General features: G+C 62.9%; 9 protein-coding genes. 7 read left to right on the top strand and 2 right to left on the bottom strand.

All coding sequences use genetic code 11. The features are described from left to right. Nucleotides 1-4 precede the first annotated feature (4 nt). Entirely contained in the window at nt 5-1330 is a 1326-nt protein-coding gene (locus R6G97_RS08785) for a sigma-54-dependent transcriptional regulator (protein WP_317847999.1), read from the top strand. Between the two features lie 24 nt (nt 1331-1354). After that, nucleotides 1355-1681 (top strand): GlpM family protein, encoded by a 327-nt coding sequence (locus R6G97_RS08780; RefSeq protein ID WP_167358097.1) that lies wholly within the window; start codon nt 1355-1357, stop codon nt 1679-1681. A gap of 58 nt (nt 1682-1739) precedes the next feature. Here the strand turns inward: R6G97_RS08780 and R6G97_RS08775 are convergent, their stop codons facing one another. Further along, nucleotides 1740-2735, bottom strand: a complete 996-nt coding sequence (locus R6G97_RS08775; protein ID WP_182942386.1) for an alpha/beta fold hydrolase — start codon at nt 2733-2735, stop codon at nt 1740-1742. A gap of 194 nt (nt 2736-2929) precedes the next feature. Here R6G97_RS08775 and R6G97_RS08770 point away from each other — a divergent pair, with 194 nt between their 5' ends. Both R6G97_RS08770 and metR read left to right on the top strand, forming a co-directional pair. Next, entirely contained in the window at nt 2930-8404 is a 5475-nt protein-coding gene (locus R6G97_RS08770) for a dermonecrotic toxin domain-containing protein (RefSeq protein ID WP_327151214.1), read from the top strand. A 114-nt stretch (nt 8405-8518) separates the two neighbouring features. Further along, nucleotides 8519-9436 carry a transcriptional regulator MetR gene (metR, locus tag R6G97_RS08765; protein WP_043206532.1) on the top strand — a complete coding sequence of 306 codons (918 nt, stop codon included), beginning with the start codon at nt 8519-8521 and terminating at the stop codon, nt 9434-9436. Here metR and R6G97_RS08760 read toward each other — a convergent pair. Continuing rightward, nucleotides 9420-9833 (bottom strand): NUDIX hydrolase, encoded by a 414-nt coding sequence (locus R6G97_RS08760; RefSeq protein WP_043206497.1) that lies wholly within the window; start codon nt 9831-9833, stop codon nt 9420-9422. The genes metR and R6G97_RS08760 overlap by 17 nt on opposite strands. 124 nt (nt 9834-9957) lie before the next feature. Between R6G97_RS08760 and R6G97_RS08755 the strand changes: the two genes are divergently transcribed. From R6G97_RS08755 to R6G97_RS08745, 3 genes are all read left to right on the top strand, one after another. After that, nucleotides 9958-14244 (top strand): DEAD/DEAH box helicase, encoded by a 4287-nt coding sequence (locus R6G97_RS08755; protein WP_317847997.1) that lies wholly within the window; start codon nt 9958-9960, stop codon nt 14242-14244. A gap of 217 nt (nt 14245-14461) precedes the next feature. Then, entirely contained in the window at nt 14462-16081 is a 1620-nt protein-coding gene (locus R6G97_RS08750) for an FMN-binding glutamate synthase family protein (protein WP_317847996.1), read from the top strand. A gap of 155 nt (nt 16082-16236) precedes the next feature. After that, nucleotides 16237-16782, top strand: coding sequence for a DUF417 family protein (locus R6G97_RS08745; protein ID WP_090345022.1), 546 nt, complete (start codon nt 16237-16239; stop codon nt 16780-16782). Nucleotides 16783-16815: the final 33 nt, after the last annotated feature.

Genomic DNA, 16815 nt, shown 5'->3' with positions numbered 1-16815 from the left:
CCGTATGAACCAAGTGCCCTTGACTGTCCTGATCGTCGAAGACGACCCCCATGTGCTGCTGGGCTGCCAGCAGGCTCTGGCCCTGGAAGACATCGCCTGCGAAGGCGTGGGCAGCGCCGAGCAAGCGCTGGAACGCATCGGCGATGATTTCGCCGGTATCGTCGTCAGCGATATCCGCCTGCCCGGCATGGATGGCCTGGAGCTGCTCGGCCGGCTCAAGGCCCGCGACCGTAGCCTGCCGGTGGTGCTGATCACCGGCCACGGCGACATCGACATGGCGGTCGGCGCCATGCGCAACGGCGCCTATGACTTCATGGAGAAACCCTTCTCCCCCGAGCGCTTGGTGGATGTGGTCCGCCGCGCCCTGGAGCAACGCGGCCTGTCCCGCGAGGTCCATGCGCTGCGTCGCCAGCTGGCCGGCCACAGCACGCTGGAAGGCCGCATCATCGGCCGCTCGCCAGCGATGCAGAACCTGCGCGAACTGATCGCCAACGTGGCCGACACCTCAGCCAACGTGCTCATCGAAGGCGAGACCGGCACCGGCAAGGAACTGGTCGCCCGTTGCCTGCACGATTTCAGTCGTCGCCTGGGGCAGCCCTTCGTGGCGCTCAACTGCGGCGGCCTGCCGGAGAACCTGTTCGAGAGCGAGATCTTCGGTCACGAGGCCAATGCCTTCACGGGCGCCGGCAAACGGCGCATCGGCAAGATCGAACATGCCAATGGCGGGACGTTGTTCCTCGATGAAGTCGAGAGCATGCCGATCAATCTGCAGATCAAGCTGCTGCGCGTGTTGCAGGAGCGCACGCTGGAGCGCCTGGGCTCGAACCAGAGCATTCCGGTGGACTGCCGGGTGATCGCCGCGACCAAGTCGGACCTGGACGCCATGGGCCAGAACGGGCAGTTTCGCAGCGATTTGTACTACCGCCTGAACGTCGTCACCCTGGAGCTGCCGCCTCTGCGCGAACGCCGCGAGGACATCCTGCAATTGTTCGAGCACTTTCTCGAGCAATCGGCGCTGCGCTTCGACCGTGAGGTGCCGGAGCTGGACAGCCAGACCCTGTCACGGCTGATGGCCCACGATTGGCCAGGCAATGTGCGTGAGTTGCGCAACGTGGCCGAGCGCTATGCCCTTGGCCTGCCAGCCTTCAAGAAGAACGCCAGCGGCGCCAGTCAAGGCCTGGGCTTTGCCGAGGCCGTGGAAGCCTTCGAGCGCAACCTGCTCAGCGACGCTCTACAGCGCACCGGTGGCAACCTTAGCCAGGCCAGCCAGGAGCTGGGCATGGCCAAGACCACGCTGTTCGACAAAGTGAAGAAGTACGGCCTCAGCTGAGGCCAAGGGAAGCCCGTGGACCTCATACTCAAAGCCAGCCTGGGCGCCGCCGTCGTGGTGCTCCTGGCGATCCTTTCCAAGACCCGCAACTACTACATCGCGGGGCTGGTGCCGTTGTTTCCGACCTTTGCGCTGATCGCCCACTACATCGTGGGCAAGAGCCGGTCGCTGGCGGACCTGAAGGCCACCATCCTGTTCGGCATGTGGTCGATCATCCCGTACTTCGTCTACCTGGCCACCTTGTACGTTCTGGTCGACCGGCTGCGCCTGGAAGCCTCGCTGGCCCTGGCCACGGTGGCCTGGCTGGCGGCAGCGACAGTGCTGGTCACGCTGTGGATGCGCTTTCACTGAGCAGCCGCGCCTCGTGATCCTTGTGGGTACGGCTTCCTCACCAGAAGGGCATCACAGGTCAAAGGCCGGCCACATGCCTCGGATCTTCGCGGTGCGAGCTCAAGTAAGGCAGCACCGCCGCCAACAGCGGCGCCTTGAACGGCTCCTGGAAACGGTGCGCCAGCCCCGGGATCAGCCGTAACTGGCTGCCCTGGATATGCGCGGCCAGGTGCACCCCATGCATCACCGGCAACAGCGGATCGGCCGTGCCATGCACGACCAGCGTGGGGACACGCAACTGATTGAGCAGCGCCACCCGGCTGGGCTCGGCCAGAATGGCCATGATCTGCCGCTGAGCCCCTTCTGGATTGAACGCCCGGTCATAAGCCACAGCCGCCTGGTCCAACAGCACCGTGCGCTCGTCGGTGATCGTCGGGCTACCCAGCGCAGCCAGCAGGTCCGCCTGGTGCTCGATGGCCACTTCACGATTCGGCGCATCACGCCGGGCCAGCAGTTGCACCAATGCAGCGCTTGGCGCCGGCAGGCCCTCGGCGCCAGAGCTCGACATCACCAGCGTCAGGCTGCGCACACGCTCCGGCGCCATCGCCGCCAGGTGTTGGGCAATCATGCCGCCCATGCTCACCCCCAGCACATGGAATTGCTCGACCTTCAGCTCATCCATCAGGCGCAAGCCATCGGTGGCCATGTCGGTCAAGGTATACGGGGCCGAAACGGGCAGCCCCAGCTTGTAACGCAACAGCTCGACGGTCAGGTTGGCCGAGGCTGGCAGCTTGTTCCAACGCGATAGCCCGGCATCGCGGTTGTCATAACGAACGACACGGAAACCTTGGCGACACAGGGCCTCGACCACATCGTCGGGCCAGTGGATCAATTGCCCACCCAGCCCCATGACCAACAGCAACACAGGGTCCGACGGTGCTCCCACGCTTTGGTAAACCAGGCTCAATTCGCCCAGTTCGACCCGTTGTACCGGCGCACGCGTGTCGCAGCGTCCTTCGGCGAAGCTCGCCGGCGTGCTGAGTGCCAAAAACAAGAAAACCAAAAAAGCCCGCATGAATGAAACACCAGAATGCAGATCCCCAGTAGAACGCGAGTCTGATGAAAACCGTTCGGGCGCGCTGCCACAAAAGCATGACAGTTTCGTGAACCCTGCCGGGCGGTCCTGCCATATCTGAGTACCTCATCCCTCCTACGCGGTTGCCCTTCAATGATTCCGGCCAATCCGGCCGAACGTTTGATGGAATCCTCATGACCGTTACGACGACATTTTACCTGCCCCCTCACGATGACTCGCGTGCCCTGTTAGCCGATACCCCGTCGACTCGCCGTGCCCTTGCACAGTGGCGCCAGGCACGCCAGACCTTCAACCGTCTGCTGAGCCTTGCGCCTGGCGTTCGCCAATCGGTCAATGACGTGCTGCAAAGCGCACTCGCCAGCGATCCGGAACATACCGGCCTGGTGCTGGAGTCCGATAACCAGTTCGTCAACCTGACCCAACTGTGCGTGTTCGCCGATCAACATCGGACACCACCCCAGGACCTGAACACCAAGGCCAAGGTGAAGGGCAAATCCGACGCCAATCGCCAGCTGACCCAGCTACGCCCGAACGAACTGTATGCCCGCCTCGCCGCGTTTGACCTGTCAACGGCGGTGAGCAAGCGCTGGCAGGCGTATTGGGACGCGCGCGCCGAAGGGACGACCTTGAGCCGGCGTGAGTTCGCCCGCCAGCAATACCGAGCACATTTCCTCGCCACGCTGGATATCGTGCTGGATCAAGGCACCTTGGACGTGGAGTATCGAGCGCCGGTGATCGGCCTGCTGGAAAATCCAGAGTGGTTGATCCACAACCAGAAAAAGGTGCAGCTCGAAGTGCCCTCGAGCCAACCCGGCGCCTTGGTCATCAGCCTCGAAGGCGAAGCACCCCAGGTGCTCTACTCGCCGGACCAGACAACGGCCTTCACGGGCTACGCCACGCGTGAAGCGCTTGAGACCCATCTGGCCTCTATGGGCCAAGAAACGATCACCTACACCGCCGTGGACGGCATCGGCCTGGGCTTCACCGCGCTGCTCGACCAGCTCGAAGCCGACCTGCTGGACACACTGACAACGGGGGTAGGTCCGGACCTTGAAACCGATGCTGCCACCAGCCTGGCCGGCGCCGACAAACTGGAACAAAGCTGGCGTAACAGCCCGGTGTTCGCCCAAGCGCCCGATGACGACTACCCACACGACCCGGAGGATACCCAGCCCACCCTGTTCGACTTCGGCAACCTAGGGTTGGACCTTGCCCCCACCCTGCGCAAAGCATTGATCGACAAACAGCTCACGCTGCTGGAGGCACTCTCCGCCAGCGAAGTCGAAGCGTGCCAACGGCATCAAGACGCCTTGGCCAAAGCCAGGAACTCGGCCCAAATATTGATTACCCAAGTGACCTCATCGGCCAAATGGCATTCGGACGCCCAGCCTGTGACCGCCAGCACACCACTGATCGAGGCTCATCGCGATGGACTGCTTGCCCATGCACAGTTCCAACATGCGCTGGGGCTGCTCGACGACCAGCATCTGGCGTGGGTGGAGTCGGTCTGCACCGAGGCGGGTACCGAGACAGGTACCGAAGCAGATACCGAAACAGATACCGAAGCGGTGGCCGCCCAGATCGAACTGCTGCACGAAACGAGCGAGCCCACTGACGGAACGCCGGCCGACATTCTGCACGGTGCGCTGGTCATCACAGTCCAGGCGGCACTGGACGCAACCGATGGTACCCAGACGTTGCTGTTGTATTGGCTAGGTGAACACGGCGGGCTGTTGCGATGCGAAGGACAACGCCAGCTCGAGATTTGCCTGAAAGCGGGTTTGCCTGTGCGTCTGTCCTCACTGTCGGAGAATGCGCTCGGCCACACGCTCGATGGCGTGCTGGCCGCCTGCCGCAAGGAAAAGGACGCTCTGCAGGAGCGTCTTGGCCTGGACGCGATGCCTGCACAATTGCCGCAACTGCGAGAGTCACTTGCCCTTCGTCTGCAAGTGCCGCGTCACGCCGCGCGCGAAACAGCTCTGCTTCTACACAAACGGCAGCAAGACGTCATTACCCAAGCAGGTATTGCACTCGATAGCCTGGAAAAAGTACCCGCCAACGAACGCCAGCCCCTGCGCACGCTCATCCATGACTACCTCACGGCGTTGCGCAAGGCCCAGTCCCTGATTCGTCGCGACCTGCCAGAGCGGACACAGTTCTGCCGGAATCTGATCAACAAACGTCTAAAGCAGGACGTCCAGGGCTTCGTCGACCAATACATCGAACTCGACGTGCCTGTCAGTACAGCCAATAGCGGCAAAGACTTGGTCGCCGGCAGCGGAGCCCCTGGGACGCCCGTCAAATCCACACTCAAGCCCAGTACCGAACGTGTCACGCTCACCCTTGAAACTGCCCTGCTGCAGCACATCGATGACGCGATGCAGGACCGGCTGCGCTTTGTGAATGTGAAGGTCACGCCGGCCGATGACGACCTGCGCCAGCGCTTGCAAGGCCAGCTCGATGCCGCCTATCTGCGCACGCTGGCCAACGAGCTGGACGTTGCAAAGCAATACGAGGCGGCGATCATCCATGCCTTTAGGGGCAATGATGAAAGCGACTTCGAGCAGGCCTACCGACGCGAATGCCTGATCGAGCCCCACCGCTTGATACTCAAGCTGCAAAATCTGCTGTTTCACACCAGCGGTCACCTGGACAGCACCAGCCACGCCATGTTCGCTCAAGTGATCGATTCACGCAGCAAAGCCGACCTGCAGGCCAACGGCTTCGACCTGCGCCTGCTGGCTGCACGGCTGACAAGTGGAGGCAAGGACACCTCCGACCAGCCCACCACCCTTGGAGGCATCACGTTCATCGAGGACCGCATCCACAAGACCACGCTCTTGTACCGACCAGACCATCCCGTCGCGCCACTACGCCAGTATCCGGATCTGGAGTCGGCACGGCTCAGCCTGTTCGAGGGCAGCGTGGACGCACGCGAGCGCGACTATCTGGTCAGCCGGGCCCTGGGGGGAAATTCAAGAGCTCACCATTCGCGGCTGAATCAGGCCCATCAACATCGTTTCAACGGCATTATCGGCATTGGCGCCGAGTGGCCCGCAACCCAATCGCTTGCTCAGTTGCAGCTCGATACCCATATGGGGCAACTGCTCCAGGCACATCGCGATACCTCACGAAGCAACCTTGACCTGCATATCGAAAACCTCGCCGCGCAAGCTGGAAAACTGCTGCTGGGCTTCAAGATCGCATTGGGCTTGATCCCCGTCCTGGGCTTACCGGTAAGTCTTTATGATCTGTACGACGCTTCTGCGGAACTGGTTAGAGCCCTGGCCGATGGCCAGACAGGCAATGTGCTCGATGCCATCGAGAATGTACTGGCCAGCCTGATCGATGTCGCCATGGATGTGCTGGGCAGTGGCGTGGACATCCGCGCCCCCGCGCTGCGCCGTTCAGCCAGGCGATACCAACTAGGACGATTGTCGACAGCAGGCGCAACATCGCCCCACCTGCCAACCCCCAGGCCGGAACCGTTTGCCGGACTGGCCGCTTATCGGGTCAGCGAACCCGTCTCCCTGGTAGGACTCTCTCCGGCCAATGAGGGCCGTTACCGAGGCATTTACCGTCATTCCCAAGGCAACTACATCGTGGTGCAGGGCCACCAGTACAAGGTACGGTGGGACGAGACCAGTCATACCTGGGAACTGACCGGCGACACCGGCAGCGCATTCAAACGGGCAATCGCGCTTGATGACACGGGTAACTGGAACACGCACTTTGCCCTGTACGGCGTCCACCGCCTGGGTGGAGGCGCAGGCGGTGGTCAGGCATTGGGCCATCTTGCCGACACACTGGACCCCATATGGCCCGCCTTCATCAAAGAACAACTGCCTCGCTGGTGGCGCGACCGGGCCTACCGGCTGCATAACCGCCTTCGCGAGAGCATTCCGCGCGAGTGGAACTTGTTGCAAGCTAGGGCTGAAGCGCTCAAGCATCGTATGGAGCCTTCGCTATCGGTACATTTCCGCGATACCGATCTGATCGCCGAGCTCAAAGCGTGCATCAAGGAGGGCAAACGCCTCCATGCGGACTGCCTGAGTCTGGAAGAAGTATCGTCCGGGCGCGTCAGAGCCAATAGCACGGCTGACGCGAATGAGGCGGCAATAATGATCGTTGACGGCCACTACCGACTGATACAGGTCAGTCAGTTGCGCTACCTGGAAATACTGGACGAACTGGGCAATCTCAGGCAGGCGAGCCACGCAAAAGCGTTTGAGCTGCGTCCTGAAATGGAGAGCTCGCTGTTCCAGGTCAAACTCCAGGAGTACTTGGCCATTCGCCAACAAATGAGCACCCAGCGTGTCAAGGCGCTGGCAGAACTGGACGAGTTTCGCCAACACATACAAACGCTACGCACATGGCGTAATGCAATCACGAACACCCAGCCGCGTCATAAGAATATCGCCACCATAGATGCCGGTATGCAGAGGCTGACAGACCCTGTTCTGGACTACATGGAGATCTCCCAACTGCAAGACCTGTTGCTCAAACCCGTACATTCCCCCGATGGCGGCTGGTTCAATCTCCGCGTTCTGATGGCAGCGCCACAAGCGGATCTGGATCGTGCCCTCTATCTTCTGCATGAACTGCCTAATGTGCAGGCCAGCAACCGTCAACGCCGCGTCATCGTCGCCAGATCGATCGACCTGATAGGGCAATTCAAAAGCAGTTTGAGGTACTGGAAGCTCAGCTACACCGACTACTTGGACCTTTCCCGAGTCAAACGCCTGGAAGCCAAGCTCGATGCCTATATGCCCTATGCCAGAAAGCTGCAGGAGAGCGCCAAGCAGCCAGATCCCCACCAGCAACCACAACGCCTCGCTCAGGGACCCAACCAACCACGGGTATTCGAAACCGTGCAGGACGATTACCTGATCGGCACCCGTGACCGGCAACAGGCCAACACCTACCACGTCACAGGCGCGAACGGCCGCACAGAAACCTATCGACAGGACGCCTCCGGCAAGTTCGTCCTCACCAACCCGGCCCCCACCGACCTGAGGCACTTACGCAAGGCAACCCTCAAGGAACTGCAGGCTGAAGCGAATCGCCAGCTCGGCGCGCTAGAGGCCTTCAAGCGTCAGATCGAGCAGTACGCAGCACAGGACATGGACGGGGCAAGCCTGCAAGACCTGATGCAGTTCAAGGCAGCAGACCTTGATGATATTGTCAGCCGGATCACCCAGCTCGATTCCAACGACCCTTCGTTGCCCCGCCTACGCGAGGCTTCCGAGCGTCTTGTCGAACGCGGCCGGACCCTGCGTATCGAACAGATCGTGAAGACTCAGGAGCCCAAGGGTGCGCAGCTCGACTACCTGGTTGAGCAGGATGTCGTGAAGATCGAGAAAGTGGGCGCCTTGGTCGAGCTCAAGCGGCTACCCGATGGACGTCGAGACTTCCTGCAGGAATTCAAAGTGATCGATAAGCGCCAGGACCTGACCAAGGTTCTGTGGTACGCCCATGTGCATTTCAACAAGCCAACACCTGCGTTCGACGACTTCGTCAAGGCGCACCTGAAGACACCGGCCCAACGCTATCTGGGCCGGGAATGGCAAATCAGCCATGTAGAGGCCATCTGGCGCGGCGACCTGAGTCGTGCCCAGGCTCAGAAACACCTCTCACCGCACTTCTAGCTATTGTGGGCACCTGTTCAGGTGCCCTTCTTTTTCCCGCGTCGACAACGCGCTCAACATGAGGGAAACTCAACAACACTCGTTGTTACCCCCATGAATGCCCTCGGAGCCGCCGTGCTGGAAATCCGTCACCTGAAAACCCTTCATGCCCTGCGCGAAGCCGACAGCCTGGTAGAGGCCGCCGAACGCCTGCACCTGACCCAGTCGGCCCTATCACACCAATTCAAGGAGCTGGAAGAACGCTTGGGAATGGCACTGTTCGTGCGCAAGACCAAACCGATCCGCTTCACCAGCGCGGGCCTTCGCCTGCTGCAACTGGCCGATGCCACCCTGCCCCTGCTGCGCGGCGCCGAACGAGACATCGCCCGGCTGGCCGGTGGTACCGCAGGCCGCCTGCACATGGCCATCGAGTGCCACAGCTGTTTTCAATGGCTGATGCCGACCATCGACCAGTTCCGCGATGCGTGGCCTGAGGTGGAGCTGGACCTGGCTTCAGGCTTTGCCTTCGCCCCACTGCCAGCCTTGGCCCGCGGCGACTTGGACCTGGTGGTGACTTCCGACCCTGTGGATCTGCCAGGGATCACCTACGTGCCGCTGTTTACCTACGAAGCCATGCTCGCGGTCGCCAACCAGCATCCGTTGGCCAACAAGCCCTACATCGTGCCCCAGGACTTGCTCGACCAGACCTTGATCACCTATCCCGTGGAGCGTGATCGCCTGGACATCTTCACCCGTTTTCTGGAACCGGCCGACATCGAGCCCGCCGCGGTGCGCACCTCGGAGCTGACGGTGATGATGATGCAATTGGTGGCCAGTGGCCGTGGTGTGTGCGGTATCCCGCACTGGGCACTGCACGAATACAGCTCGCGCGGCTATGTGAAAGGCAAACGCCTGGGTGAGAAGGGCCTGTTCGCCACCTTGCACGCGGCAGTGCGCACCGACATGCTCGATGCGCCTTACATGCGCGACTTCCTGCTGACGGCCAAGGACACGTCCTTCTCTACCCTCGATGGTGTCAGCGCGGTGCGCTGACCGCCTGGCGGTAGAGCGGCAGGATCAGGTCGCGGGTCAGGGGCGCCAACTCAAGATCCGTGATCTGGTCAGCGGCCAGCCAGACCACTTCTTCTATTTCTGCCGCCGGGGCGACGTCCTCGGCGCTGTCGACCCGAAACAGCTCGGCCAGGACTTCGAAGCCTGGCTCGTTGGCAGCCGGTGCGCTGAACTGACCCAGATAGACCGCTTGTGCGGGGTCCAGCCGCAGCCCCAACTCCTCATGCAGCTCACGCACCAGCGCCGCTTGGGGCGACTCACCGGCATCGATCTTGCCACCAGGCTGCATGAAGGCCTGGGTGCCGCGCTTGCGTACGAGCAGGGTACGACCTTGCGGGTCGATCAGCAGGGCGGCGGCGATGCGGATGATCTGGGACATGGGAACTCGCTTACAGGTAAAAAGGCAGCAAGGATCACACGGGCGCAGGGTATGGACAAGGAACCGCTAAGTTCATGACGAACGGCCCCTTGCCAATGGCCGCCTCACCCTCCATAAACGACACATGAACCTTCCCGCCCAGCACCATCCGGTGCTCGACCTGTTCCACCCCGCCGTCGGCACTTGGTTCCGGCAACACTTCGCCACCGTGACCGACGCCCAGGCCCGAGCCTGGCCGCTGATCCACGGCGGCCAGTCGATGCTGCTCGCCGCCCCTACCGGCTCGGGCAAGACGTTGAGCGCCTTCCTTGCCGTGCTCGATGAGCTGTTTTGCCAGGGCCTGGCACAGGGCGGTGAACTGCCCGCGCAGACCCAGGTGGTCTATGTATCGCCGCTCAAGGCGCTGTCCAACGACATCCGTCTCAACCTGGACGTACCGCTGGCGGGCATCAGCCAGGCTTTGCAGGACCAAGGCCTACAGGCGCCACGCATCACCACCCAAGTGCGTACCGGCGACACCCCGCAAAAGGAACGCGCCGCCATGCGCAAGCAGGCGCCGCACATCCTGGTGACCACCCCCGAGTCACTCTACGTGCTGCTGGGCTCGGCCTCTGGCCGCGAGGGCCTGGCCAGCGTGCACACAGTCATCGTCGACGAGATCCACGCCTTGGCCGGCAACAAGCGCGGCTGCCATCTGGCCTTGACCCTGGAGCGCCTGCAAGCGCTGTGTGGACGCCCCCTGCGGCGCATCGGCCTGTCCGCTACGCAGCGTCCCGTGGAGCGGGTGGCGCAGTTTCTGGTCGGTCACCAGCGCCCGTGCGCTATCGTCGACGTCGGCCATGCCCGCCGCCGCGACCTTGCCATAGAAGTGCCACCGGTCCCGCTGGGGGCAGTGATGGCCACCGATGTGTGGGATTTGGTCTATGACCGCATCGCCACGCTCGCCCGCGAACACCGCACCACGTTGGTCTTCGTCAACACCCGGCGCCTGGCCGAACGCTTGACCCGTCACCTGGGCGAGCGCCTGGGTCAGACTGCAGTGGCCGCGCACCACGGTAGCCTGGCCAAGGAGTACCGCCTCGCCGCCGAACAGCGTCTGAAGGCGGGCGAGCTGCAGGTGCTGGTGGCCACCGCCTCGCTGGAGCTGGGCATCGACATCGGCGAGGTTGAGCTGGTATGCCAGATCGCCTCGCCCGGCTCGATTTCAGCCTTCCTGCAACGGGTCGGGCGCTCCGGCCACCAGGTGGAAGGGGTGCCCAAGGGGCGGCTGTTCCCGACCTCGCGAGACGATCTGATCGAATGCGTGGCCTTGCTCGACAGCATTCATCACGGCGAGCTCGATGAGCTGCACATTCCCAAGGCGCCGCTGGACGTATTGGCCCAGCAGATCGTCGCTGAAGTGGCCAACCAGCCCTGGTCGGAACTGGCGCTTTACGACTGCCTGCGCCAGGCCACGCCTTACAGCGCCCTGGACCAGGACCATTACCAGGCATTGCTGCGCATGCTCGCCGAGGGCTACAACGGACGCCAGGGTATACGCAGTGCCTACCTGCACCGCGATGCGGTCAGCGCCACCTTGCGCGGACGCCGGGGCAGCCAGCTGACCGCCCTGACCAGTGGCGGGACCATTCCGGACACCGCCGACTACGCGGTGTTGCTCGAGCCGCAGTCGCTTAACATCGGCAGCGTCAATGAAGACTTCGCGGTGGAAAGCATCGCCGGCGACATCTTCCAGCTAGGCAACGCGTCCTATCGCATCTTGCGGGTCGAGCCTGGTCGGGTACGGGTCGAAGACGCCCATGGCCTGCCCCCGACCATTCCATTCTGGCTCGGTGAAGCACCGGGGCGCAGCGATGAGCTGTCCGCTGCCGTTGCCCGTCTGCAGGCGCGAATCGATGAACGCCTGCAGGCCAGCGGCGGCGACTTTGCCCCGGTGTTGGCCTGGCTCCAGGACGCCTTAGCGCTGGACGAAGCCTGCGCAAGCCAACTGCTCGACTACCTCGGCCGCACCTGGCAGGTGTTTGGCGCCCTGCCCTCCCAGCAAACCCTAGTCATGGAGCGTTTCTTCGACGAATCCGGCGGCACCCAACTGATCATCCATTCGCCCTACGGCAGCCGTATCAACCGGGCATGGGGCCTGGCCCTGCGCAAGCGCTTCTGCCGCACGTTCAACTTCGAACTGCAGGCCGCGGCCAGTGAAGACGCCATCGTGCTGTCGCTGTCGACCAGCCATAGCTTCGCGCTGGACGATGTCTGGCGGTATCTGTCCAGCACAAGCGCCGAGCCGATCCTGATCCAGGCCTTGCTCGACGCACCGCTGTTCGGCGTGCGCTGGCGCTGGAACGCTGGCGTGGCCCTGGCCTTGCCACGCTATGTCGGTGGACGCAAGGTGGCGCCGCAGATCCAGCGGATGAAAAGCGAAGACCTGATCGCCGCCGTGTTCCCCGACCAGATTGCATGCCTCGAAAACATCGCGGGCGAGCGGCAGATCCCCGACCACCCGCTGGTGCAGCAGACCTTGGACGACTGCCTGCACGAAGCCATGGACAGCGAGGGCTGGCTGGCCCTGCTGCGGCGCATGGAAAGCGGGCAGATACGCCTGCTTGCCCGCGATCTGCCCGCGCCATCACCGCTGGCCTCGGCCATCCTCAATGCCCGGCCTTACACCTTCTTGGACGATGCGCCTCTGGAGGAGCGCCGCACCCAGGCGGTGCTCAACCGCCGCTGGAACGAAGTCCAGGGCAGCGACGATCTGGGCGCGCTGGACATCGACGCCATCGCCGCCGTGCAGGCCGAAGCCTGGCCGCAACCGAGCAATGCCGACGAAATGCACGAAGCCTTGATGAGCCTGGGTGCCATCAGCCAGGCCGAGGTGCAGGCCAACGCATCGTGGGCTGACCTTCTTGGACAATTGGCAGACGCCGGTCGCGCCTGCCGACTGCACCACGGCGAGCACAACCTGTGGCTTGCCCGCGAACGCCAGAACCTGGTGCTTGCGTGTTATCCGCACGCCCACCTGGAGCCCGCATTCGAGCTGTTGCCAGGCTTCGACCACCCGATCGAGTCAGACACCGCGCTGACCGAACTGCTGCGCTCGCGTCTGAGCGGTTTTGGCCCATTGACCGTGGCGCAAATCGCCGCGCCCCTGGGCCTGCCCAGCAGCGATATCGAACAGGCCCTTGCCCGCCTGGAGGTCGAAGGCTACGTACTGCGCGGGCATTTCAGCCCTGGCCAGCACACCCAGCAGTGGTGCGAGCGGCATCTGCTCGCGCGTATCCATCGCTACACGGTCAAGCGCCTGCGCCGGGAGATCGAGCCGGTCACCCTGCAAGACTTCATGCGCTTTCTGTTCGACTGGCAGCACGTGACGACCAGCGAGCGCGTGCAAGGCCCACAGGCAGTGGCCTTGGTGCTCGATCAACTGCAAGGTTTTCCGAGTGCGGCCGGAGCCTGGGAGGCGGAGCTGCTGCCTGCCCGCATCAAGGACTACAGCCCGCACTGGCTAGACGATGCCTGTCGCAGCGGCCAGTGGGCCTGGAGCCGACTGGCATCGACCGTCTCCGCCAGCACGCTGTCGAGCACACCGCTGGTACTGTTGCCCCGCGAGCACCTCGGTCTGTGGCGCAGCCTGGCCCCCGCTCCGGCGCCCGACACACTCAGCCCCAGGGCACAACGTGTGTATCAGACACTCCAAGAACAAGGTGCTTTGTTCTTCGATGAGCTGGCTCAAGAAACGCATCTGCTACCCAGCGAACTCGAAACAGCCCTGCAGCAATTGGTGGGCGCAGGCCTGATCAGTGCGGACAGCTTCACCGGCCTGCGCAGCCTGATCGCTCCCGCAGCCAAGCGCAGTTCACGCAACAGTCGCCGCGGCCATCCGCCGCTTTCGAGCAGCATGGCCCACGCCGGGCGCTGGGCACTGCTGCGCCGAAGCAGCCAGACGCAGGAACCAGAGCAGCGCCTGGAACACATCGCCCGTACGCTACTGCGCCGATACGGGGTGATCTGTTGGCGATTGCTGGAACGTGAAAGCGACGTGCTACCGCCCTGGCGTGATTTGCTGCGTTGCTATCATCGCCTGGAGGCACGCGGGGAGATCCGCGGTGGACGCTTCGTCGCCGGGCTGGCCGGAGAGCAATTCGCCCTGCCCGAGGCGGTCGGTTTGCTGCGCCAGGTACGAAAGCGCACGCCACAAGGCGAGCGGGTGATGGTCAGCGCCTGCGACCCGCTGAACCTGCTGGGAACGTTGCTGCCAGGAAACAAAGTGGCCGCGGCGGGTGGCAATCGGCTGCTGTACCGCGATGGCGTGCCGGTGGCGACCCGGGTGGCGGGGCGTTATGAGTTCCTGCTGGAAGCGCCGACCACAGAACATGAGAGCTGGCGACAGCAGTTGTTGCGTGACAGGCCCTGAAGCCGCTTCGCACCCTTTCGCAGGCATCTGCCGATTGCATGCCACAAAGCCTTGTGAGAACTGGCCAAGCCTGCGCAGGGTCGTGCAGTGGCCCTTGAGCATGACCAATCTTTCATGTGTACAGCGGGCCATCGACTGGCAATACGCCACGCAATGGGGCTAAGGTCGGGGTTTGACCCAGGCCCTGAGCCTGACCGAGCCATCGCAAGGACCCCGTATGAGCCTGTCACTTCTCAGCCGCTATGCCTTTTTCGCCGCCTGTGTGCTGTTCACCTTGGCCAGCCTGCCCTTCCTGCACCACGAATGGTTGTGGCCCTTCACCCTGACCACCGGCGTGCTCAGCCTGATCGGCCTGTTCGACCTGCTGCAGCAGCGCCACGCGGTGCGGCGCAACTACCCGATCCTTGGCAACATCCGCTACTTGGTCGAGGCCATTCGCCCGGAAATCCGCCAGTACCTGCTAGAAGCCGACAGCGATGCCCTGCCCTTCTCCCGGGCCCAGCGCTCGCTGGTCTACGCCCGCGCCAAGAACGAAGCGTCCGACAAACCCTTCGGTACGCTGATCGACGTCTATGAATCGGGCTTCGAGTTCATCGGCCATTCCATGCGCCCGGCGCCCTTGGCGGACCCATCGAGCTTTCGCGTGGTGGTCGGCGGCCCGCAGTGCAGCCAGCCGTACTCGGCATCCATCTTCAATATCTCGGCCATGAGCTTCGGCTCGCTCAGCGCCAACGCCATCCGCGCCCTGAACCAGGGCGCCAAGCTGGGCAACTTCGCCCACGACACCGGCGAAGGCAGCATCAGCCCTTACCACCGCGAAAATGGCGGCGACCTGGTCTGGGAGCTGGGCTCAGGCTACTTCGGTTGCCGCACCCCGGACGGACGATTCGACCCCGAACGTTTCGCCGAGCAGGCGCGCAACCCGCAAGTGCGCATGATCGAGATCAAGATGAGCCAGGGCGCCAAGCCCGGCCATGGCGGCATCCTGCCCAAGCACAAGGTCACCGAAGAGATTGCTGCGACCCGCGGCGTCCTGATGGGTGAGGACTGCATCTCGCCTTCACGCCACAGCGCCTTCTCCACGCCCATCGAGATGATGCAGTTCATCGCCCGCTTACGTGAGCTGTCCGGCGGCAAGCCGGTGGGCTTCAAGTTCTGCCTGGGCCACCCTTGGGAGTTCATGGGCATCGCCAAGGCCATGCTCGAGACCGGCATCCTGCCGGACTTCATCGTCGTCGACGGCAAGGAAGGCGGCACAGGTGCTGCACCTGTGGAATTCACCGACCATATGGGCGTGCCGCTGCGCGAGGGCTTGCTGTTCGTGCACAACACGTTGGTGGGGCTGAACCTGCGCGACAAGATCAAGCTCGGCGCCAGCGGCAAGATTGTCAGCGCCTTCGACATCGCCAGCGTGCTGGCCATTGGCGCCGACTGGGCCAATGCGGCCCGGGGTTTCATGTTCGCCATTGGCTGCATCCAGTCCCAGAGCTGCCACACCAACAAATGCCCCACCGGTGTGGCCACCCAGGATGCCCTGCGTCAGCGTGCCCTGGTAGTGCCGGACAAAGCCCAGCGGGTACTCAACTTCCACCACAACACGCTGCGCGCGTTGGCCGAAATGCTGGCTGCGGCAGGCCTGGAGCATCCGGCGCAGCTGGAGGCCAAGCACTTGGTTCGGCGCATCTCCGCCACCGAAATCAAACTGTTCTCGCAGATGCATGTGTTCCTCAAGCCGGGCGAATTGCTCACCAGAGAGGTGAACGGGCAGTTCTATTCGCGCATGTGGCAGATGGCCCGGGCAGACAGTTTCGAGCCGCACACCGAGGTCGCCGCCTGAAGCTATCCTCATTTGATGTGCCTGCGCTGGGCCAGGCACATCGGGTGATTTAGAGCAATGTCCTACAATGCGCCGAGCCGCCTCCTACCCACCCATTAAATAGTCGTTAATCAATACCCGACATGCTCGATGCCTCTCATTCAGGAGTGCACATCATGTCGTCGACCAACAATCCAAACTTTCCAGAAACCTGCTCGGTCTCCAGGTCTCAGCGCCTGCTGGCGCTCGCCAGGCAGATCGCCGTGCTGGGCGTTGTCATGCCGATGTTGATGATCGGCCTGCTCAAATTCACATCGATCGAAGTACAAGCCCTCAAACCGCTCATCAGCCAGACACCTTGGCTGAGCTGGTTGTATGCCGTGTTTGGCGTGGCAGGGACATCCTACGTGCTGGGGGTAGTGGAAATATTGGCCGCCGTGCTGGTCTTGGCCAGCCGATGGTCGACCAAAGCCGCCATTGCCGGTGGAGGGCTTTGCGCGCTCACCTTCGCCACGACGCTGTCGATCATGCTTGCCGTGCCGATCTGGGAGGTCGCGTCAGGTGGTTTCCCTTGGCTCAACCGCGCCGGCAGCTTCCTGATCAAGGATCTGGCGCTGCTGGGCGTGAGCCTGATGGTATTGGCAGAAGGTCTGCTTCGCCGTCAGCGGCGTGCGCGTTTGCCAGCCAGCAACAGGGCAACGGTCAGTTCCACAGGTCATTGACGCTCAGCACAGTCGAAAAACAAAGCCCCGGCG

Origin of the sequence: Pseudomonas sp. HTZ2 (assembly GCF_033173945.1) — a bacterium.
In the GTDB taxonomy this organism is placed as follows: domain Bacteria; phylum Pseudomonadota; class Gammaproteobacteria; order Pseudomonadales; family Pseudomonadaceae; genus Aquipseudomonas; species Aquipseudomonas guariconensis.
Note: the sequence above shows the minus strand (reverse complement) of the source record. Positions and strands in the feature narration are given on the sequence as shown.